Source organism: Nocardia abscessus, assembly GCF_015477775.1.
In the GTDB taxonomy this organism is placed as follows: Bacteria; Actinomycetota; Actinomycetes; order Mycobacteriales; family Mycobacteriaceae; genus Nocardia; species Nocardia abscessus_A.
In genome coordinates, this window is record NZ_JADLQO010000008.1 from 253,434 (window position 1) to 274,531 (window position 21,098).

The following is a 21,098-nucleotide window of genomic DNA, read 5'->3' on the forward strand; positions in this document are numbered from 1 at the left end:
GAGTCGCCACGTCATAGCGGTCGCCGTGCCCCGCGGGCGAAGTGCTGCTACAGAATCCGATACATCCGGTGGTCGATGCGGCCTTGGCCGTATTCGCCGTAGCCGACCACGACCAGACCGCACAGCCACGAGTAGCGCTCGTCGGAGGTCTCGAACCTCGGTGTCGGTCGCACGTAGCTCTCGTCGACCGACAGCCGCTGCCCGTCGGCCAGACGTTGACGACCATCGGGCGGGAATCGGAGCACTCCGTTCGACTCGTAGTGGATGAGCACACCGTCGTCGGTGCGCAGGGTCGCGCGAACGTCCATACGACTGATCCAGTCGGCTCCCAACCACACTCAGTCACCGCCCCCGGGCAGCATTTCGCCCCGGAAGCCGGGCCCGTGGAAGCGACCGCCCTTGGTCACGAAAGTCATACGGGTACCGAGCGGGGTCGAGATCATCTGGGCCGGCTCCAGGTCGATGCTGAGATCGCAGAGATGCTCGGCCGGCAACGCATCGAGCAACGCCCGTTCGAAAATTGGCGTGGTCTTGTCGACGGTGCTCATCGCCGCCGATTGGTTCGGCGCGAAAGCAGATGGAGAACTCCACCGAATCCACCGGCGGCGGGACGTGCCTTCCTCCTGGCTTCGACATGCCGGAGCCATTCCCATCACTGGCGGATGTCGTCGGTGAATACATACTCGGCAGTGCCGATCGAGGTCCTTGATTGCAGGAGCGCTGGATGTGGAAGAGCCTGAAACGAGCGGTCGCGGGGCCGGAGTTACCCTCCGAGCCGACGCTACGGTCGGTTCCGACTCATAGCCGGTTCGGTACCGCACGATTCATCGAGCTGTGGTATCCCCGAAGCGTCACGGTCGAAGTCGCCGGCGCACCGCGGCTCACTGTGCGGGACGAAGGCCTGCCGCGCCGACTCGCGACGAGTGTGGTACCACCGAGGATCCTTGCGACCAACCGACGCAGCGTGACGCTCATGGTCGAGAACGATCCGGCGGTCATCTCGGCGGGCAAGCGCGGGATGCGACGACGCACATACCGATGCGACGCGCTCGTGCGAGGAGTCACTTACCGACTGATCCCAACTGGACCCAAGCGCGCCACACTTTTCGCGGGGGAGTTCCCTGTCGGTCAGTTCAGGACGTCGAAGGTCAATCACCCACCCGAAACCATCTTCTGGGAACCGACGGCCACGCCGCAGGACGTCGTCGTCGGAATGCTGCTCGGCTCGGCACTCGGCATCGGCGCCAACGGATTCTTCCGAAACCTCCTCCGCGACCTCGACTTCGTACCCACCCCTTGAATCAGGGGAGTAGAGCCTCGAATTTGTTCCCGATGATCCGGGGCCCGGGCCCGTTCTGAGCTAGTTCAGTCGATCTTGGCCATCACATGCTTGACGCGGGTGTAGTCCTCCAGCCCGTACATCGACAGGTCCTTGCCGTGTCCGGACGACTTGAACCCGCCGTGCGGCATCTCGGCTATCAGCGCGGTGTGGGTGTTGATCCATACACAGCCGAAGTCGAGCGCGGCCGACACGCGGAGTGCCCTGGACAAGTCCTTGGTCCATACCGAGGACGCCAGCCCGTATTCGACGCCGTTGGCCCATCGGATCGCCTCGTCTTCGTCGGTGAACGCCTGCACGGTGATCACCGGGCCGAAGATCTCGTCCTGGCTCAGCCGGTCGTGCTGGAGCAGCCCGCCGATGACCGTCGGCTCGACGTAGTATCCGCGGTCGCCCTGTCGGTGCCCGCCGGCCATGACCGAAGCGTGATCGGGCACCTCATCGAGGAAGGCGAGGACCCGCTGTAGTTGGTTGGCGTTGTTGACCGGTGGAACCCAGGCTTCCTCGTCATCGGCGGCCTTGCCGAAAGTCGTCGTCGCACTGCTGGCCTGCTCTGCCAGCGCCGCGGTCAAATCGTCGGTCACCGACGCGTGACCGAGCACCCGGGTGGCTGCCGTGCAATCCTGACCGGCGTTGAAATAGCCCGAGGCGGCGATGCTTTTGGCGGCAACAGTGATGTCGGCGTCGGGGAACACGATCACCGGCGCCTTGCCGCCCAACTCCAGATGCGTGCGCTTCAGTCGGCCGCCTGCCGATTCCGCGACCGCGCGGCCCGCGGCCACCGAACCGGTGATCGACACCATCTTCGGGGTCGGATGCGCCACCACCGCAGCGCCGGTCACCCGGTCACCGGTGACAACGTTGAGCACGCCTGGCGGTAGGTGCTCGGAGGCTAGTTCGGCCAGCATCACCGTGGTCACCGGGGTGGTGTCGCTCGGCTTGATCACCACGGTGTTGCCCGCCGCGATCGCGGGAACGAACTTCCAGATCGCCATCATCATCGGGTAATTCCATGGCGTCACCTGCCCGATGACGCCGATCGGCTCCCGGCGGATCCACGATGTATGGCCCGCGAGATACTCGCCGGCCGACTTACCCTCGAGAACCCGTGCCGCTCCCGCGAAGAACCGGGTCTGGTCCAGCATCTGCGGGATTTCCGCGGCCGAGGTGAGGTGGTTCGGCTTGCCGGTGTTTCGGCCCTCTGCCTCGACAAGCGCGTCGGCGACATTCTCCAGCTCGTCGGCGAAATCGAGCAGCGCCTGCTGGCGTTGCGACGGCGTCGTGCGCTTCCAGTCGTGGAACGCCCTGTCCGCCGCTGCGTACGCGTTGTCGATGTCCTGTTCGTTGGACGCCGGGGCGGTGCCGTACTGATCGCCGGTAGTGGGATCGATGAGCGCCATCGTCGCACCGCTGACCGAGTCGACGAGCTTGCCGTCGATGAAGTTCTGAACCACTGTCATGATGGTGCTCCTCGGTTGCTTCTTCAGTCCGTAATCCGCTGGCGCGGGGCGTTCGGTCACCTTGGTATCTGGTCGTCGTCTGCTATTTCCTGTTCAGTCGCATTTCGGTGTTATCGATCACCGATAAGGATTGATTTTACTCCTTTGTCACTGCCGCGACGATGCGTCGGAGAATGGCTTATTTGCGATAGTCGCATTATTCATTCTCTCCTTTCGGCGACCTTTGTTTTCGCTGCAATATAATTCTAGTCTTCGAAAAAGGTCGTGGGCCAGAGTCTTTGCGAGTGATGTGTCGTGGCAGAACCATCTGTGCACGACCGAGGACATCTCGATAGGGCATTCGGGCATATCGACCAGTGGGCCGTCCAAGGCCGGTGTTCATCAGTAACGAGTGCCCGTTCCCGGCGCTCCTGAGACGCCGCTTGTAGCCACGTTGCGTAACCGGACAGCTACTCCTTGCTCGTCCCGTCCGTGGCTTCGCTGCCCGCATCGCGCTCGCGGAGGTACCGCTCAGCAGAAAGCTTGCGCGGGCACGCCGGGGTGCAGGTCGCGTGGAGCTTCAGCAGGCCCTGCGCGTGCTGCCCGTCGGCGGGCCGATTGCTGTCCTCGCAGTAATCCTGGACCCATGAACGCCGTGTCGTCATCGCTGCTCGTCCTTCAACCGCGCGAAGATCTCACGCGCCGGTATCGACTCCGGATCGTCGCCCAGTTCGAGTAGCCAGGGCAGAACCCAGAACATAAGGATGAGCAGTCCGCCGACAGCGGCGATGACGATCAAAACGGTTGCGAGTTCCGCGGTCATTCGGTGGCCCTTCAGCGCGTTATGGTGGTTGGCTGGCGCCCGGTGTCGGGGATTCGGGGGTCAACCCGACGCCGGGGCCTGCGAATACCTTGTCCTGGGTGAACCCATGCGAAGCGGCACATCGTGTGTCACCGTGGAGGGATGGACGACGCCGGGATCGGGGAACGTAGCGCCAGGGCGCGCAAACTCGCTCGGCTCAAACAGCTACAGCTTGCGCAGAAGGCGAACGTGTCGATGTCGCTGCTGCGCAAGGTCGAGCGAGGCACACGCCCCGCCTCGCCCGCGTTCATCGCTGCGGTGGCCGGTGCCCTCGGTGTGAACATCGAGGACCTGACCGGACAGCCCTACACCCCGGCGCGCGACGATGCCGGGGCTCACGCCACCATCCGCGAGCTGCGTCGAAAGATTCTGGCGTTCAACGACGAACCGCTGAGCGCGCCGACCACCTTGGAAGAGTTGACCGCGGCACTGCATCGGGTCCAGGAGAGCAGGCGCCGGGGCCGGTACGGCGACCACACCGCCGAATTGCCTGACGTGATCCACGGTTTGCACGTACTCGCGAGCGACGAACCTCCCGGACATCGGCTGGAGACTATCTATTCGACGCTCGCCTACGCCTACAACAGCGCCTCGTCGATCGCCTACCGGTACGGCTACCTCGACCTCGCCGGGTTGGCCGCCGAGCGCTGCGTGTGGGCAGCTGAACGCAGTGGTGACCCGGCGTGGCCGATCGCGGCGGAATACCATCGCGCGCTCATCCTGCTGTACTCCGGCGCGTACGCCGGTGGGCTGCGGATCATCGCGCGCGCACACGCCGCAAGCGAAAATCTGCCCACCACACCGGAAGTTCTCGCGGTACGAGGCGCGTTGCATCTGCGGGGGGCGATACTGTCGGCCCGTGCGCTCGACGCCGAGACCGCCGACGCGCATCTTCGGGAAGCGCGCCGGATCGGACAGGTGATCGGCTCCGACCAGTATCAGGAGTACGGCACCGGGTTCCATCTGCCGAACGTCGCAATCCACTCCGTCGCGGTGCCCGTCGAGTTGTCCGATGGCACGACCGCGGTCGCACGTGCCGAGCAGATTCGGCTACCGGCATCCGTATCGCCCTCCCGCGCCGGGCATCACTGGATCGACGTGTCACGCGCGTGGTTGCTACACGGGGACAAACAGCGTGCCCTCACCAGCCTCGACCAGGCGCGTCGGCTCGCGCCGGGGCTGACGCGCAACCATCCCCAAGTCCACGAGACCGTGCGCGTGCTCGCCCACGCCCGCCGCGGAACCGGCGACCTGGCCCGATTCGCGAAGTGGGCCGACGTCAAGATTTGAGCTGTCCGGTACCCCGGGTGTGCCCGGCTCATCGTTCGACCGATAAATAGACGAGATTCGATGAGATCAAAATCCGACTTTGTAGGCATGACACTGCGCCGCTGCCGTATTCACGCCACGGAGGGTGTCAGGGGGCCGGTGCACGTTCTGGGCACTGCCATGGCACAGTTTGGGGTTGGGGATTGTCTTCGGCGAATTTCTTGAAGGCGCTCGATCGTGAGACGCTGACGATGGAGGAGTCGGCTGGAACGATGACCGCGAATCCGTTGTCCTGGGACCATTTTGCGGGCACAAGTACCCATAGGTCGCCTCGGGCTACGAGGGCGCGGAAACACTGGTAGCGGAATCGTGGAGGCTGTTGCGGTTGGGTCTCGACCAATGTCTCCGCGATCAGGTTTCTCGGCACGTCCAAGCGTTCGTCCGTCACGACGGAGACGACGGACTCCCTCGTCCAGAGTTCGTGGGCGGCGGTTTGGGCGGCGTTGTCGCCGAGTCGGGTGGCGAAGGAATTCATCACGGCGAAGAGGGCCAGGAGGCTGACTGCGATCGCGATGGTTTGGTTGACTCGTGTGGTCGGTGTCGGTCCACGCGTACTGGGCTCGGTCGTCGAGGTGGACAGGACCCAATAGCCGACCACAATGAGAAGGCCGCCCGATCCGAGCGTGGTGGGTGAAAACGCCCAGGAAATGGCGGGGGACTCGGGCGTGAGCCAGGGCACCACTACGCCTGTGATACCGGTGGTGATGAAGACTGCTCCGAGCGTGAGGACGGTGCGGCCGATGGTGCGAACCAGGCGTGGTCGTTGTCCGCTCCGGATGAAACGTCCCGCGTAGGTGCCCACCCAGGCAGCTGAGAACCACCCGACCAGCAGTAGCAGCAGTGGTGCGTACAGCACGCTGACGCTCCCCACTACGTAGTCGCTGGAGGTGAAGCCGAGGGCGTCGCAGTCGACGCCGAAATGGGCCAGTTTCTTGCGGGTGTAGACGTAGCCGAAGTAGTAACACAGCGCTGTGATGATCGTGGTCGGAGCGACGACTGCCCCGATGAAGCCGACCCATCGTTGGAGCATCGCCGGGGACGCGGCCGACTGGTCGGTCATCTCACGAACCTTCTGGCGTGCCGTTGGGTGCGGGCGTCGGCCCATTGGGTATGACCTGCGAGGTCGGCGGAGTGCCCGTTTCGGCCGGTTCCGGTGACCTGGTCCCTGGCAGCGGTGGAGTGGAAGGGCGTACGTTGCCTCCCGGAGTAGGTGGTCGCCCACCTGGTGCACGGGTACCGAGCGGTTCCGCAGTCGGGAACGAGTTTCCGTCAGGTATCGGCACTCGAGACGACGGAGACGCTGGAACAGAATCTGCGGGCGAAACCGTCACTCCGGGCTGCGACGCGGCCGACGTAGATGTCACCGAAGGGGAGGCCGACTCGGGCGGCGGGGGTATGTCGGTGTTGTTGCTTTCGCAAGCCATGAAAACGGTCGCTGAGAATCCGAGCGCCGAGACTTTCGCGGCAAACCAAGCGGCTCTCGCGGGCCTCGAGCTATGGCTACTTGGAGATCGCATCGAAACTCCTGGTTCGACTACTCGTGCTCGAGGAGAACCCTGCCAGTGGAAGCTAGATTGCTCACGGGTAGCCGACTACCTGTACTTCGGCTTCATGGACGAAGGGTCGGTTGTAGCTGGATCTGCGGACGCACGGGGAGACGTCACACTCGTGCAGCGCACGATCCTTGCGGTGTGAACCTGCCGGGAGAATCCTGGTCTGGACTCGACAATGAGCAGTTGAGGAGGGCGCTCGGCGGTGACGCCGACCTGGACAGCAGAGGTGAGGCGTGTACATGAGGGTCCCAACCACCTCAGCGAGAAGCCGAACTGCTATTTCGTTCCACATCGGGCCGGTTGGTCGGCGGTAAGTGCCGGACTACGCCTGACCGGCTGCGCCAGCGGTTCAGGCGTCGCCGATCAGGTCCATGTCGACCCGGCGCAGCGCCATATGGCTCATTCAAACGCTACCGGCACCCGGGACACTTCCCAGAAGTCGGCGTAGTGCCCGCCGTGGCGCAGCAGCTCTTCGTGACTGCCCTGCTCCACGACCCGGCCGCCGTCCAGGAAGACGATGCGGTCGGCGCGTTGGACGGTGCGCAGCCGGTGCGCCACCATCACCACCGTCCGGCCCGCCATCAGGCGCTCGATGCCCTCGTGGACGGCTGCCTCGTTCATCGGGTCCAGTGCGGAGGTCACCTCGTCCAGCAGCACGATGGGGGCGTCCTTCAGCAGCGCTCGCGCGATCGAGACACGCTGACGCTCGCCACCGGACAGGAGTGCGCCGCCCTCGCCGACAGTCGTGGCCCATCCGTCGGGCAGGCGCTCGATCACTTCGTCCAAGCGCGCCGCGGTCGCTGCCGCTCGGACTTCGGCGTCGGTGGCGTCGGGACGGCCGAGGCGCACGTTCTCCTCGATGGTGCCGTCGAAGAGGTAGACGCCCTGGAAGACGATGGCGTACTGCGCCATCAGTGTTTCGGTGCCGATCGAGCGGACGTCCACACCTCCCACGCGCACCGCACCCTCGTCCACGTCGTAGAACCGAGCGAGCAGTTGCAGCAAGGTGCTCTTACCGGCCCCCGACGGCCCGACAACGGCGAGTCGCTGGCCCTCCGGCACGGACAGCGACACGTTGTCGATCACTGTGCGGCCGCCATGCTGGAAGGTAACGGACTCGAACTCCAGAGCATGACCTACCGGCTGGATCGGTTCAGGAGCTTCCGGCAGGGGCGCGGTGCGCAACACCTTGTCGAGTCCAGCCAGCCCCACCCGCGCGCCGCGCAGTTGGCCACCGATTTCCGACAGCGACAGCAGCGGATCCGCGCAGCGGGCGGCCAGCACCAGGATCGCCAAAACCTCTGCTGCACCGATGTTCCCGCCGAGCGCGAGGTAGGCGCCCAACGCGAGCAGTGCGGTGAACACGGCCTGCACGGTGAGCGTCAGGCCCACTATGCCGGGCAGTGCCGACAGCATGGAACGGCGGGCCGCGCGCTCGAGTCCCGACAGCGAGTCGTCGAGCAGTCGGAAGCGTTCGGCGGTGCGGCCGCCGGCGCGCAGCACCGGCTGGGCCTGGAGATATTCGATGACTCTCCCCGTGGCCTCCGTGGTGCGTTCGGTGCGCTCCGCATCGGCGGCGGCCATCGCACGTCCCGTCCAGATCTGGATCGCCGCCACGATCGGCACGGCGGCCAGCGCGGCCGATCCCATCTTCCAGTCGAAGGCGAGCATCACGAGGAGGATCGTCAGCGGAGTCGCCACTGCGGAGATCAAAGGGGCCAGCAGATGGGCGATCACGCTCATTGCCTGCAATACACCCTCGCTGGCGAGGACCGACACCTCCCCGACGCGACCGGCGGTGAACCAGCCGAGGGGCAATCGAGCCAGGCGATCGCCGAAACGATGATAGACACCGCGCAACAGCGTGGTCCCGACGCGGAATCCGGAGAGATCGCTGCGATAGCGCAGCGCCGCGTAGCCGGCGACAGCCGTCCCGAACGCGATCAGCCAAGGCCGGGCGTCCGTGGGCGTGCTTCCGAACAGTGCCCGCAACACCGGAACGAGCAGTGCGTAGGACAAACCTTCGACTACGGCGGTTGCCGTCATCAGGGCCACAGTGCGGCGCACGGGCTGGGCGTACTCGTCTCCGAGCACGCGCAATAGCATTCGAATCATCGGGGCTCGTCTCCTTGCAGTGTCTGATCGTTCGCAGGACCGTGCGCGGCTACGATCCGCCTCCATGGCCCGAGCTCACGTCGCAGCACGCCACCGAGGGTTTCGGCTCCATCGGTGAACGCGACTCGGTGGGATTGCCAGAATTCGGCGAACTTGCCTTTCCCCGCCAGCAATTCGGCGGGTTTGCCGCGCTCGACGATCGACCCGTTCTCCAGCAGCACGACGGCATCGGCCTCGGCGATCGTCTCGAGGCGATGGGCGATGACCAGAATGGTCCGATCGCCCGCCATCGTCGCCAGTGCCCGGCGCACCGCCTGTTCGGTGTGCGGGTCGGCGAAGGCGGTCGCCTCGTCGAGCACGAGAACCGGCGCGTCGGCAAGCAGAGCCCGCGCGAGTGAAATGCGTTGCGATTCACCGCCGGACAATTGAACGCCCGCACCGAGGACGGTGTCGTAGCCGTGCGGCAGTTGGAGGATTCGCTCGTGGATGTTCGCCAACCGGGCGGCGCGCACTACGTCGTCGCGGTCGGCATGCGGCACCGCCAGCGCGATGTTGTCCGCGACCGATGCGCGCAGCAGGCGAACGTCTTGGAATACGAAGGAAACCATCCGGTAGAGCTCACGGCCGGCGAGTTCGCGCAGATCGACTCCGCCCAGGGTCACCGAGCCGTGGGTCGGGTCGAAGAATCGCGGCAACAACTGCACCAGTGTGGATTTGCCGCTTCCCGACGGTCCGACGATCGCGGTGACCGTGCCCGGTTCGAGCACCAGGTCGATCCCACGCAATACCTCCCGACCGGCGTCGTACCCGAAGCGCACGTCACGCAGTTCCACCCGGTGGCCCTGTGGCGCGACCGGGCGCGCGGGCTCCGGCAGCGAGGGCACGGCGAGCACGTCGCGGATGCGCTCGACGGCGCGGCGGGCGGCCTGCAGATCGTCGAATCCGTGGCCGAGTGCGGCGATCGGAGCGGTGAGGCCGAGGCCCAGCAGCAGGAACGGCAGCAGGTCGGCCGGGGCGAGGGAACCGTCCGTGATCAGGACCGTCCCACCGATCAGGACGACCAGCAGCACGAACGGCGGCGACAGAACCACCTGCATCCCCGCGGCGATCCCGGCGAGACCGTGCACCATGCGCAGGAACGAGTCCGCGAAATCGTCCGCGGCCGTGCGGAATTTGCGGTGGGCGCGCTCGCCGGAGCCGAACGCTTTGATCACCGAGATGCCCTGCACGAACTCGACGGCAGCGTTCGCGATCCGGCTCATCCCCGCATCGAACTCCTTCTGCTCGCGCAGCCGGGCCGGGGTCATCATCAGTGGGACCAGCGCCACTGCCGGCACCACCGGAATGAGCGTGATCAACGTGAGCCGCCAGTCGATGCTGAACAGGTAGATCAGCGACACCAGCGGCACCACGAACGCGGCGACGAGATCGCCGGGAGTGTGGGCGATGAGCGGGTGCACGGCACTCACGTCCTTACCGACGATCTTCGCCAGCTCGCCGGAGCTGCGCCGGGCGAACCAGCCGATCGGCACCCGCCCCAGCCGCGCGGCCAGTTGCCGGCGAAACGACAGCTGCACCTGGCTGTCGAGCAGGTGCCCGATGCCGGACGACGCGGCCGTGAACAGCAACCGGACGAACAAGCCGACCGCCCCCGCGATCACGACCATCCAGACCTGACCGTGATCCATCGGCCCAGGCGACAACAGAGTTCGACCCAATTCGGCCACCGCGAGCAACGGCGCCAGACCGGCGACAGCGCCGATGATCTGCAGGACGACAACGGCGGCGAAGCCGCCCAGGTGAGGGCGCAGCAATCCGGCCACGCTCGGTTCCGCCGAGGTATCCGCGGAGGGCGGTGCGGACCGCTCCCTCGAATCGGCAACGTCGATGGTGGTCATCGTTCTCCCGTCTTCGTCGATCTCGCCGCGCTAAGCCGTTTTCGAGCTGGCGGCGGTATCCCCGGCCAAGGCGCGACGCAGGGCCGCGGCGAGTTCGGCGGTCTGGCGCTGGGACACCTGGGCGGACAGGATCGCCTGCGAGCCGTGGAACGTGCCGGGCCACTGATGCAGCTCGACCGGCACGCCCGCCCGCAACAGGCGCAGTGCGTAGTCGATGTCTTCGTCGCGGTTCGGACAGAACTCCGCGGTGGCGATGTAGGCAGGTGGCAGACCGGACAGGTCGGTGGCCCGCGCCGGGGCAGCGTATGGCGTGGCGGGCGTGGAATCCAGGTAATGCCCCCACATCTGGGCGACTTTGCCGCGAGTCACGAAGGGCGTATCGGTGAAATTCCGCGCCGACCAGGACTGCTGCCGGTCATCGAGGACCGGTTGATTGAGCAGTTGGAAGCGGATCGGCGGCCCCTGCTGGTCCCGCGCCCGCAATGCCACCGCGGCCGCGAGTCCCGCGCCGGCGCTGTGGCCGCCGATCGCGATCCGCGCCGGGTCGATGCCGAGCTCGGCGGCGTGCTCGGCCGTCCAGGTCAGCACCGTGTAGATGTCATCGTGCGCGGCGGGAAACGGGTGCTCGGGGGCCAAGCGGTAGCCCACCGAGATGACCGTGGCGCCGGAGCCGGTGGCGAGCAGCGCGCCCCACGGATGCTCGGTGTCCAGATCGCCCATGACGAATCCGCCGCCGTGCAGCCACAAGATAGCCCCCTGTGCCCGGTGCGGCCGATAGATCCGGATCGGCACATCGGAATCGCCAGGCACGGTGCGATTTTCGATCTCCAGCTCCGCCGTCTCCGGTACGGCGATCGCGGCGGCCAGCTCGGCGAGGTTCTCGCGGGCGGTGACCGGGTCGCTCAGGTCGGCCGGGGGGAACAGCGGGATGAATGCTTCGAGTTCGGGATCGATGATCATGCCGACGATCGTCGCGTCCGCCGGGTATGCTCCGCTTCCGGCGACGGGAGTCGCTGTCTACGTGAATGCGCGTACGAAGATGACTGTCAGCTGCGTCGTTCGTCGTACCGGCGGTGGTCGAACGAACACCGGGCGTACCGAAATATGCGCAGCGGCAAGGTGTGTTCGCGGCGCTGCCCCGCCAGAGACGGGCGAACCGCCGACAGCTACGAGGTGAAGTCGCTCAGCCCGGTCTGGTAGGCGATCACGACCAGCTGCGCGCGGTCGCGCGCACCCAGTTTCACCATCGCGCGGCTGACATGGGTGCGCGCGGTGGCGGGACTGAGGAACAACGCGGCGCCGATCTCGTCATTGCTCATGCCCTGCCCCACCAATGCCAGCACTTCGCGCTCACGGTCGGTCAGCACCGCGAGCCGGTCTTCGGCGGACTTGGCAGCTCTGCGCTGCGCGGTGAACTGGCTGATGAGGCGGCGGGTGACCCGAGGCGCGAGCAGCGCCTCACCGGCGGCGACCACCCGGATGGCGTGCAAGAGTTCGGCGGGACCCGCGTCCTTGAGCAGGAATCCGCTCGCACCCGCTTGCAGGGCGTCGAAGACGTTCTCGTCGGTGTCGTAGGTCGTCAGGATCAGGACCTTGACCCGTTCCAACCCGTTGGCCTCGGCGATCTGTGCGGTGGCCCGTATTCCGTCCAGCCGTGGCATGCGGATGTCCATGAGGACGACGTCGGGGCGGCGGGCGCGGGCGAGTTCGACGGCTTCCGCGCCGTTGGTGGCTTCACCGACCACCGTGATGTCGTCCTCCAGGTCGAGCAGAACCTTGAAGCCGGAGCGGACCAGACGTTCGTCGTCGGCGAGCAGCACCTTGATCGGCGGTGTGGAGTTCACAGGTGCGATCCGACCGGGGTGAGGGGAAGGCGGGCACTGACCTCGAACCCGCCGTCGGGACGTGACGTCGCGTCGAGTTCGCCGCCGAGCAGCTGACAGCGTTCCCGCATTCCGACGATGCCGCGGCCGGTCGTGGGTGAGCTGCCGGTGCGGGGCGGAACGTGAGCGGTGTCGCGGCGGCGGCCCGCATCGATCACCCGTATCCGCAAGGCGTCGATGCCGGGTTCGAGCGCCACGGTCACCCGGGTCGGGCCGACGTGGCGGATCACGTTGGTGATCGATTCCTGCACGATGCGGTACGCGGCGCTGCCTACCGCGCTCGGGAGCGGTGTCACCGGGGCGGTCTGCTCGAAAGCGATGTCGAGCCCGGCATCGCGGGCCTTGCCGACGAGTTCATCGATCTGACCGAGACCGGGGTAGGGCTCGCGCTCGTCGCCATCGCGCAGAACACCGAGAATGGCACGCATCTCGTGCAGGGCCCGCGAACTGGTCTGCTCGATGGTGCGCAATGCTTCGCGGGCCTGTTCCGGTCGCTTGTCGAGCACGTGTGCGGTGACACCGGCCTGCACGTTGATGATGGCGATGGCGTGAGCGACGGTGTCGTGGACTTCGCGGGCGATCCGCAGCCGTTCGGCGTCGACTCGCGCCCTGGCTTCTTCGTCGCGGGACCGTTCCGCCAGCTCTGCCCGCTCTTGCGCATCGGCGGCGATGACCCGGCGGGATCGGACGGACTCGCCGAGCGTCGTGCTGATCACGGACGCGCCGATCCGGAAGAACACCCATCCGATTGCCACGATCGGCTCGACATCCGCCGCGGCGATCAACCAGCCGATGGCGAGCACCGTGATGCCGCCACCGGCGATCATCAGCGAGCGCCACCCGTCGCCATAGGCGGCGAGGGTGTACAGGGCGACGAAGAGCGCGAGATAGGACAGTCGATCGGGGAAGTCGAAACCGAAATAGATCAGGCTGGCCAGCGCCGTGACCAGGAATACCGGGACCGGCCACCGGCGGCGCGCGGCGACGGCCACGCCGCTGACGAGCAGCAGGGCGTATCCGATGCCAGAGACCGGCGTCGAGACCGGCTCGAGCGGCACCGGGATCGCGGCACTCAGAACCTGGATCACGGTGACGAACAGCGCCAGCGCGATATCCGAGAACCAGACGGGCCGAGGTGAGGACCGGGCAGACAGTTGTCGCGTCACCGCCCGCAGAACCATGCCGTGAGAGTACGGCATCCGCGAGTGCACGCACTTCGCTCCGGGCGCGCGATCGGCTACGACGACCGACGCAGCCGATCGCGCTGTTCCTACGCGTATTCACGTAGACGGCGACTCCCGTCGCCGGAAGCCGGGCATGCCCGGCCGCCACGACGATCGACGGCATGAAAAGAGCCTTCACCGGCCTGGCGGCCCTGCTGCTGCTCGCCGTCATCGCCCAGTTCTATCTGGCCGCCAGCGGTGCGTTCGACACCGCGCCCGTCGATGAATCCTTCCAGCCGCATCGCACGCTCGGATACGGGATCCTCGTCTTCGCGTTCGTGATCACGATCGCCGCCGCCGTCGCCCGGATGCCGCGACGGCTCATCGGGCTGGCCGGTCTGGTCACCGGGTTGGTGATCGGTCAGTCGGTGATCCGGGAAGTCGCCAGATCGGTCGGTGACGGCTCGAGCGGCGGCCATCTCGTCTTCGGCCTGCACGCCATCAACGGGCTGGTCATCATCGGCGTGATCGGGATGATCGTGCGGCAGTCGCGGAAGGCAGCGTGGAAACCGGCCGAACCCGTGCGAACGGCGTCATGACCACAGCCACTTGGATCATCGTGGACCATGCCCTCGCGCTGCTGAGTGTCGTCGCGTGGTTCGCGGCAGGCGGCACCATGGCGCTGCGGCGCGCCGGGCTCGCCCTGGCTCTCCTGGTCGTGGCGCTGCTGGTGACGTCGGCCAGGGCGGTGCCTGTCGCGGTGCTGGCCGGTCGAGGCTGGTGGTTCGTCCAAGAGAAGGTGCTCTTCGGGCTGCCGATGCTCGTGGTGGCCGCATCGGTCGCCACGGTGGTCGCTGGATCTCGGCTGCTCGCGCAGGCCAGGGGTAGCCGATGGCCGCGAACCCACGATGCGGCAGGCGTCGTCGCGCTGCTCACCGCGGCTTATGCCGCGTTGGCGGGTTTCGTGGTGAGCTTCCTCGTCGGATACCCCCTCAGCTTCGGCATCGTGCTGATCACGATTGCCCTGGTGTCGGCGGCCGTGCTGCTGACCGCGCGAGTGCTGGAGACACCGAGCGAAGAACCCGATACCGATGACCGGCCTGAGGTTTCGCGCCGCCGCTTCCTCGGCGTTGCCGGTGGTGTGGTCGTGGTCGGGGCGGCCGGTACCGGCGTCGGCCTGTCGGTGCGGTCCGCCGCGTCGGCGACCGACGGAGGCGGTCCCGGTCCGGCATCGCATGCGGCCGTACCCGTGACCGAACTGCGGGGCGCCGAAACCCCGGCGCCGGGCGGTGTCCGGCGCGAACACGTACTGGTCGCCCGAAAAGCCACCGTGCGCACTGAGTCCGGACGCGACATCGACGCCTGGACCTTCGACGGCACGGTGCCCGGCCCGCAGCTCACGGCCACCCAAGGAGATCTGATCGAGGTCAGGCTGATCAACCACGATCTCGGCGACGGAGTGACCCTGCACTGGCACGGCTACGACGTGCCGTGCGGGGAGGACGGTGCCGCGGGCCTCACCCAGGATGCCGTGGCACCCGGCGGCGAATTCGTCTACCGGTTCCGCGCCGACCAAGTGGGAACCTACTGGTATCACACCCATCACGCGTCGCACATCGGCGTACGCCGGGGGCTCTACGGCGCCCTCGTCGTGAAACCTCGCGCGGAAGACAACACCGAACAACTGGATCTGACTCTGCTCGTGCACACCTTCGACGGCAAGGCCACCATCGCGGGCGGCGCCGAACGAATCGCACCGCCGGGCACCGCGGTCCGGCTGCGGCTGATCAATACCGACTCCGATCCGCACATGTTCGCGCTGGCGGGCACCTCGTTCCGGGTGGCGGCCGTCGACGGCCGCGACCTGGAGCAGCCGGGCGAGATCATCCGGACCACGCTGCGGCTGCCCGCGGGCGGGCGTTACGACCTCGTGTTCGTCATGCCGAGCACATCCGTGGCGCTGGCAGTCGACGACCGCGCTGCCACCGTGTGGTTGCGGCCCCGGTCCGGCGCCCCCGACGGCGAGCCGTCCACACAGGACATCGCCGGATGGCCCGAACTCGACCTGCTGACGTACGGAACTCCGGTTCCCGCCGCGTTGCGCACCGACGCCGTCGACCGGCACTTCACCCTGGTTCTCGACCGTGGGCCGGCCATGGTCGACGGTTCACCGGCGTACGCGCACACCGTCAACGGCCGTGGACACCCAACGATCCCCGATCAGCTCGTCGCCGAAGGCGACATCGTCCGGTTCACCGTGGTCAACCGCAGCCGTGAGACCCACCCCTGGCATCTGCACGGCCATCCGGTGCTGATCCTGTCCAGAGACGGAGCGCCGTCGACGGGCAGCCCACTGTGGGTCGATACCTTCGACGTTCGTCCTGGCCAGGTATGGGAGGTCGCGTTCCGCGCCTCGAATCCGGGCATCTGGATGAATCACTGCCACAACCTGCCTCACGCGCACCAAGGGATGATGCTGCGTCTGCGCTACGACGGCTTCACCACCCCGTTCAGCGGTATGCACACCGTCGGATCGAGCCACCACCGCTGACGACCGCGCGATCGCCGACGAACCTCCTCGGTTTCATCGGCTCGCAGAAGCCGACTCGCGGGTGGGTGGCGTCCCGAGAATCACCCTCCGCGGGAGCGGTTACGGAAATCGAGGCAGGCGCGGCCGTCGGCGGGTGGTTGGGAGGCCGCCATGGCTTCCGTGTATGCGCGCAAGCCCTCGGCCGGCTTGCCCGCCATGTTCTCGAGCTGTTCCGGCCGCAGGTGCTTTCCGAATGCGGCGGCGTCCAGCAGTTGTCTGCGCGAGCGGCGGCTGCATTGCCGGTAGCCGAGACGGGTGACCCGGGAACGTATTGGCGAAAGTGGCTCGCTTTCAGTCGAATTGGGTTTCGATCGTGTGTGCGGCTGCCTCGACGACGGTGCGGATCCGTGTCGCGGGCAGGGCGGAGTCGGGGAAGAAGATCTGGCGGTTGACCAGTCCGTCGATGACGGTGACGCAGAATTCGGCGGCCGTGGCGTCCACTGGGTGGCCCGCTTCCTCGTACCGGTCGCGGACCAGTTGGACGAAAGCGGCTCGTGCCGTCTCGAAGTGGCGGTGCAACTCGGGGTTGGTGCGTGCTTCGGCGAGTAGATGATGCCTGGCGAGCACCCGGTACCGGGCATGCGGTCCGGTCATCTCGAGGACGAAGTTCACGGCGAGGTCGGCGAGGGTCGGTGTCGACGCCGCCGGGGTGTGGAAGTGGCGCGCGGCGACGGCCATGTCCTGCGCGAACAGTTCGTCGGAAGCCATCTCGAGCAGCCGTTGCCGGGTCGGCGCGTGATAGTTGACCGAGCCGGGTGGCAGCTGTGCGGCCGCGTCGACCGCGCGATGGGTGAGACCGCGCGGACCGTGGTCACCGAGCACGCGCAGTGCGGCGGCGGCGATCTCGGCGCGCCGCCGTGCTGAGTCCGTCCGCTGCCGCCTCGGTTGTGTCATGTCACGAAACCTACCGAGCGCGGGTCGCGGCGCGGCGGTCCGAGATAGTCTCAACACATGTTGAGACTATCTGGCATGCCGCGTCGGCGCGCGCTGGCGATCGCGGCTGTCGCGACGGGCGCGTTCACCGTCGCGACGACCAGCGCTTTCGCCCGCGCGCAGCATTACGGGGACAACATCCGCTACGCGGGATACTCACCGGAGGACAAGGCCGAGCCGTACGCGCGATTCATGGCCGAGCGCACGGCGCCGCCGCAACCCGCTGTCACGGCCGCCTGTGCGGGAGCGGCCACGCCCCGCGAGCGGATCCCCGCCTTCTCGTCCCTGGTGACCGATCTCGCGCCGACGGGATACTCGCCGGTCGAGACCGGGTACGGGCAAACCGACGCGGGGACGGTGTGGGTCGCGGTACGCACCGAGATGCCGCGCGTGACGGCGGCGATGTGGGACTGGTGGTTCGGCTGGCACATGGTCGAGTCCGCGCGGTACAAGCTGTGGCATCCGGACGCGCACCTGTACAGCGAAGTGGCCGCCGACCGGCTCGCCCGGCCGATGCCCGACCGGGACAGGTACGTCGGAAACATCTCCTATGTGGACGAGTACATCGGCCCGAAGCTGCAGCAACTCGCCATCGCGTTCCATGACCCGAAGGCATACGGGTTCACCGTACCCGACGATCACACTGTGATCCTGGGCCGCGTCGGCAGCAGCGTGGCGCCGGTGGACCTGGGCTGGCTGGCCCACCAAGTGCGGCCCATCCCCGGAGGCTGCGAGATGCGCAGCCGCTTCTATCTCCGGCTGTACGGCATGCACGCACCCGACCCGCTGCGCACCGCACGCGCGATCCAGCGGGGGGCCGCCGCCGATGTGGGAGATCTGCTCCCCGGCATGGACCTCGCCCGCGACCTGCTGATGCACTGCGGTCAGGAAATGAACCATCTCGCCCAGTTCCTGCCGGAGTTGTACAACGAATTCAAGGAGTGATCACTGCCGGTCATCCGACGCGAGTCGAATCATTCGGAGGTGGGCTGGACGCTCATCGCGGGTGAGTCGGAACGGGAAGGAGCTCTCCCGGTCGGATTCGCGCTGGTACTTCGCGTAGCGGGGCTGAGCTGTGACCCGGTGGCGCTGGCTTCGGCTCCTCGACCGGTGCTTCTCGATTCTGATCGGTCCGTGGACTCGCATAGCTGCCGCCCCGAAATAGCCCATGAGTAGCCGACCGCGAGATTCGCGCGAAGCCGGTGTGTGAAGGGCAAGAGCATGTTGACGGATGAAAGGCGTGCCGGGCAGAATCGGCCGCGTTGGTACGGGGGGTGGAGGAGTTATGCGCGTAAAAACCGATATACATTTCGCCGTCGCCGTCGATCCTGCACAGGTCTTCGATGCGCTCGCGGCGATCGAATTGCTTCCTGAATGGTCGGTGTATTCGGATGCGCGCGTGGCCTCTCGCGACGAATCCGGCAGGCCGCAGCGGGTCTACGTCACCGCGGACACGTTCCTCGGCAGGTCCGATCTGCAGGTGCTGGAATACGAGTGGACCGCTGACCGCGTGTCGTGGCAGGTCGTGGACAGTTGCAACGGGCTCGGCGGCGGTGGCTGGTTCGAGGTGTCGCGGGAGGGTGCGGATACCCAGGTCTGGTACCACACCGAGATGCACTCCTCCCTGTTGCTCCCAGGACTTCTGCTCAAACGCAGTGTTCGACGAGAGAGCGAAACCGTCGTGCAGAACTTCATCGAATTCGCCGAGGGATTCAGCGAACCCCCGAATTCTCGCGCGGTATAGCGATCACGTATCGCACCCGGTCGGCCTCACCACCGGATGTCCGCGAGCGAGTCCAACGGGGTGGCCACTTCTTCCGGCGCCAATCGCAGATCCGCGTTCCGCAGCACCGGCGGGAAGTGGAAGCGGGCCCGCTGTTCGATCTCGGCCAGCGGGACCTGGAACACACGGAACTCGTCGAGTTCGAGCGCTTCGAGCTGCTCGAGGTTCTGGCTCAGCAGGAAACCGCGGGCCTTCAGCTCACCGTTCTCTTCGAACACGATGACTTTCCAGAACTCGCGCGGGATCTTGACCTGCCGGAATTCCCGGTCGTCCTCGGTGAAGACCGGGCCGCCGAACACACTGACCTTGAACTCGTCGACGGTGACGTCGGCGAAGACGGCGTCCTCGAGCCGCCCCCAGACCCCATCCCGCATGCTCTGGTTGAAATCGTCCATCTGCGGGGTGATGTTGGTGTAGAAGAACGAGTCCTTGTTGGCTTTCGCCGCTTCGGGCAGGCTGCCCCACAGCAGGTCCGCGCGACGCGCGAGGTGACCGCGATCGAGCCGGTTGTCGCGGTACAACTCGTTGCCGACCTGGGCATCCGCGTCCAGGCGCGGGTCCTTGACGAAGTCGATCTTCTTCCGCGACAGCTTCTTCATCGACGCGCCATCGATGTTCCAGGCCACCCAGATGGCGAATCGGCGCGAGCGGCGCATCGCGAGGGAGAAGTGCGTGTAGTGCAGGACGTCCGCGCCGTCGAGTGCGGTCGCCACATCGGGGCGGACCTCCGCGTCCACCTCGGGCAGCGGTACCGGTGAGGTCAGGAAACGTGGGTCGTAGCCCGCGACGACCGCGACTTCCTCCGCGACGGGCGGGGCGAGGGTGATACCGAGCTTCTCGAACACCGATTGCGGCAGGCAGGCCAGCGCGTGCTCGTCGGTGTTCGGCCGCATCTCGCCGCCGAAATGCAGTCCGGCCAGTACCGTGCTGGTCTCGCCGTCGGCAGACTTGAACATCCACGCCGAGCCCGAGTCGCCCCCGCTGCTGATCTCGCCGTCGACCGGCGGGTTCGCCGGGTCCGGTCCGATCTCGAAGCCGCCGATGCTCTTCGGTCCGATGCCGGGGTAGCTGAGCTTCGCGATGACGTCCACGCGTCGCACGATGCCGTGGGTGATCTGCGTCGTGCGGCCGCTCTTGATCACCTTGTCGCCGAGCTCGGGTTCGCCGAGCCGGTCCGGGGTGACGTCGAGCCCGCTGATCTCGGCGCTGAACTGCCGGTTCTCGATGGCCGCGACGGCGCAGTCGCCTGCCGTGCCGAGATGGGAGCGGACGAGCTCGCCGAGCCGATTGCGGTCGATCCGGTTGTCGTCGCGCGGGCCCGGCTGCACGACGTCGTCGCCGAGCGCTCCCTCCGCGGTATGCAGTACGTGCCAATTGCTCAGCACGTACGGTGTGCCGTCGTCTCGGTCGTAGACGACGCAACCGATCGTCCCCGCCGTGCTGGTGGGATGGCCGACGCTGACTCCGGGAACGATCGGATCCAGGCGCGTCTTACGTTGCGGCGCAACCGCTTCGCCGACCACTCGAAAGGCGGGCTCGAATTTGCGCGGTAGGACATCGGTGGGCACCTCGATCCCGTCGACGGTGACGGTTTCCGGAATGGTCTTCGTGCCAAGCGATTCGAGTGCCTCCGGTTCGGAAACCTTCTCGTTCACCGTGAACTGCACCGCGATCTCACCGGTCGTTTTCCCGTCGACCTGCTTGTAGCCGACGCCGATCGAGGAAATATTGGGGTCTTCGAGGAAATCTTCCCCTTTGGTGCGGATGAATGTGCGCAGTGCGTCGAGCAGGTGGTCGTTCTCGGCGTGCGACCGGCCGGTTGGCGAGTTCTTTTTCGCGGGCATGGCTGACTCCGTCTTCGAGGTGAGCATGGCGGCGACAACGTTGTCGCACCAGCTATTGCCATCATCGGATCGCCGTGCGGGCCGTACACGAGTAGAGAACTACTCGAACCAGGGCAGGTAGGAATGCCGCGAAAAGTTTGTTCGGATAATCAATACAGTAGGAAATCCGGTCGAAGCGCTGTCGGATTCAGCGACGTTCGGCGCGCGGTGGGCAGCGCTCACCGGTGTTCTGCGAGAGCCGTAGCAGTCGCGGTCACGAGGGTGACCAATCCGTCGAGCAGCTTGTCCGGGTGCTGGCCAGGGAACTCGGCCCGCGCGGCATCACAGCCAACAGCGTGCTGCCCGGCGCTGTGCAGACCGACGCGCT

At 66.6% G+C, this 21,098-nt stretch carries 18 protein-coding genes and 2 pseudogenes; 7 read left to right on the plus strand and 13 right to left on the minus strand.

Translation table 11 applies throughout. The features are described 5' to 3' along the window. Positions 1-47: 47 nt before the first annotated feature. Positions 48-653 (minus strand): annotated as a pseudogene (locus IU450_RS21770) (DUF3237 domain-containing protein). Positions 654-973: 320 nt separating this feature from the next. Here IU450_RS21770 and IU450_RS21775 point away from each other — a divergent pair. After that, positions 974-1,300, plus strand: a complete 327-nt coding sequence (locus IU450_RS21775) for a hypothetical protein (protein WP_195151569.1) — start codon at positions 974-976, stop codon at positions 1,298-1,300. A 65-nt stretch (positions 1,301-1,365) separates the two neighbouring features. Here the strand turns inward: IU450_RS21775 and IU450_RS21780 are convergent, their stop codons facing one another. The 3 genes from IU450_RS21780 to IU450_RS21790 all read right to left on the minus strand — a co-directional run bounded on the left by IU450_RS21780 (position 1,366) and on the right by IU450_RS21790 (position 3,601). Beyond that, the gene (locus tag IU450_RS21780) at positions 1,366-2,799 is read right to left on the minus strand and encodes a gamma-aminobutyraldehyde dehydrogenase (protein WP_195151570.1); all 1,434 of its coding nucleotides are present in this window, start codon (positions 2,797-2,799) and stop codon (positions 1,366-1,368) included. A 449-nt stretch (positions 2,800-3,248) separates the two neighbouring features. Further along, a complete protein-coding gene (locus tag IU450_RS21785; protein ID WP_195151571.1) occupies positions 3,249-3,443 on the minus strand; it encodes a hypothetical protein in 195 nt (64 codons plus the stop codon). Then, entirely contained in the window at positions 3,440-3,601 is a 162-nt protein-coding gene (locus IU450_RS21790; protein WP_195151572.1) for a hypothetical protein, read from the minus strand. The genes IU450_RS21785 and IU450_RS21790 overlap by 4 nt, the downstream gene beginning before the upstream one ends. A gap of 141 nt (positions 3,602-3,742) precedes the next feature. Here IU450_RS21790 and IU450_RS21795 point away from each other — a divergent pair, with 141 nt between their 5' ends. Next, positions 3,743-4,930, plus strand: a complete 1,188-nt coding sequence (locus IU450_RS21795; RefSeq protein ID WP_195151573.1) for a helix-turn-helix domain-containing protein — start codon at positions 3,743-3,745, stop codon at positions 4,928-4,930. Between the two features lie 127 nt (positions 4,931-5,057). Here the strand turns inward: IU450_RS21795 and IU450_RS21800 are convergent, their stop codons facing one another. The 6 genes from IU450_RS21800 to IU450_RS21825 form a co-directional block, all read right to left on the minus strand. Continuing rightward, on the minus strand, positions 5,058-6,029 hold the full coding sequence (locus IU450_RS21800; protein ID WP_195151574.1) for a hypothetical protein: 972 nt from the start codon (positions 6,027-6,029) through the stop codon (positions 5,058-5,060). An 892-nt stretch (positions 6,030-6,921) separates the two neighbouring features. Continuing rightward, positions 6,922-8,637, minus strand: coding sequence for an ABC transporter ATP-binding protein (locus IU450_RS21805; protein WP_195151575.1), 1,716 nt, complete (start codon positions 8,635-8,637; stop codon positions 6,922-6,924). Further along, the gene (locus IU450_RS21810; protein WP_195151576.1) at positions 8,634-10,535 is read right to left on the minus strand and encodes an ABC transporter ATP-binding protein; all 1,902 of its coding nucleotides are present in this window, start codon (positions 10,533-10,535) and stop codon (positions 8,634-8,636) included. Before IU450_RS21810 ends, IU450_RS21805 begins: the two co-directional genes overlap by 4 nt. Positions 10,536-10,565: 30 nt before the next feature. Beyond that, a complete protein-coding gene (locus tag IU450_RS21815; RefSeq protein WP_195151577.1) occupies positions 10,566-11,495 on the minus strand; it encodes an alpha/beta hydrolase in 930 nt (309 codons plus the stop codon). 206 nt (positions 11,496-11,701) lie between these two features. Beyond that, positions 11,702-12,379: a response regulator transcription factor gene (locus IU450_RS21820; RefSeq protein WP_195151578.1), complete on the minus strand. Its 678-nt coding sequence runs from the start codon at positions 12,377-12,379 to the stop codon at positions 11,702-11,704. Continuing rightward, positions 12,376-13,599, minus strand: a complete 1,224-nt coding sequence (locus tag IU450_RS21825; protein WP_195151579.1) for a histidine kinase — start codon at positions 13,597-13,599, stop codon at positions 12,376-12,378. The genes IU450_RS21820 and IU450_RS21825 overlap by 4 nt, the downstream gene beginning before the upstream one ends. A gap of 164 nt (positions 13,600-13,763) precedes the next feature. On the opposite strand from IU450_RS21825, the gene IU450_RS21830 reads away from it, so the two are divergent. Continuing rightward, positions 13,764-14,180, plus strand: a complete 417-nt coding sequence (locus tag IU450_RS21830) for a DUF6220 domain-containing protein (RefSeq protein ID WP_195151580.1) — start codon at positions 13,764-13,766, stop codon at positions 14,178-14,180. Next, complete coding sequence (locus IU450_RS21835; protein WP_195151581.1) at positions 14,177-16,132, plus strand: multicopper oxidase family protein; 1,956 nt, start codon at positions 14,177-14,179, stop codon at positions 16,130-16,132. The genes IU450_RS21830 and IU450_RS21835 overlap by 4 nt, the downstream gene beginning before the upstream one ends. An 80-nt stretch (positions 16,133-16,212) precedes the next feature. Here the strand turns inward: IU450_RS21835 and IU450_RS41340 are convergent, their stop codons facing one another. Together IU450_RS41340 and IU450_RS21840 are read right to left on the minus strand one after the other, a co-directional pair. After that, positions 16,213-16,443, minus strand: coding sequence for a DUF6374 family protein (locus IU450_RS41340; protein ID WP_416382895.1), 231 nt, complete (start codon positions 16,441-16,443; stop codon positions 16,213-16,215). 19 nt (positions 16,444-16,462) lie between these two features. Then, positions 16,463-17,065 carry a TetR/AcrR family transcriptional regulator gene (locus tag IU450_RS21840; RefSeq protein ID WP_195151582.1) on the minus strand — a complete coding sequence of 201 codons (603 nt, stop codon included), beginning with the start codon at positions 17,063-17,065 and terminating at the stop codon, positions 16,463-16,465. A gap of 57 nt (positions 17,066-17,122) precedes the next feature. Between IU450_RS21840 and IU450_RS21845 the strand changes: the two genes are divergently transcribed. After that, a complete protein-coding gene (locus IU450_RS21845; protein ID WP_195151583.1) occupies positions 17,123-18,049 on the plus strand; it encodes a DAPG hydrolase family protein in 927 nt (308 codons plus the stop codon). Positions 18,050-18,389: 340 nt separating this feature from the next. Beyond that, the gene (locus tag IU450_RS21850; protein ID WP_195151584.1) at positions 18,390-18,848 is read left to right on the plus strand and encodes an SRPBCC family protein; all 459 of its coding nucleotides are present in this window, start codon (positions 18,390-18,392) and stop codon (positions 18,846-18,848) included. Between the two features lie 26 nt (positions 18,849-18,874). Here IU450_RS21850 and IU450_RS21855 read toward each other — a convergent pair whose 3' ends face one another. After that, complete coding sequence (locus IU450_RS21855; RefSeq protein ID WP_195151585.1) at positions 18,875-20,731, minus strand: DNA/RNA non-specific endonuclease; 1,857 nt, start codon at positions 20,729-20,731, stop codon at positions 18,875-18,877. A 224-nt stretch (positions 20,732-20,955) separates the two neighbouring features. Here IU450_RS21855 and IU450_RS39855 point away from each other — a divergent pair. Continuing rightward, positions 20,956-21,090 (plus strand): annotated as a pseudogene (locus IU450_RS39855) (SDR family oxidoreductase); the annotation flags it as partial. Positions 21,091-21,098: the final 8 nt, after the last annotated feature.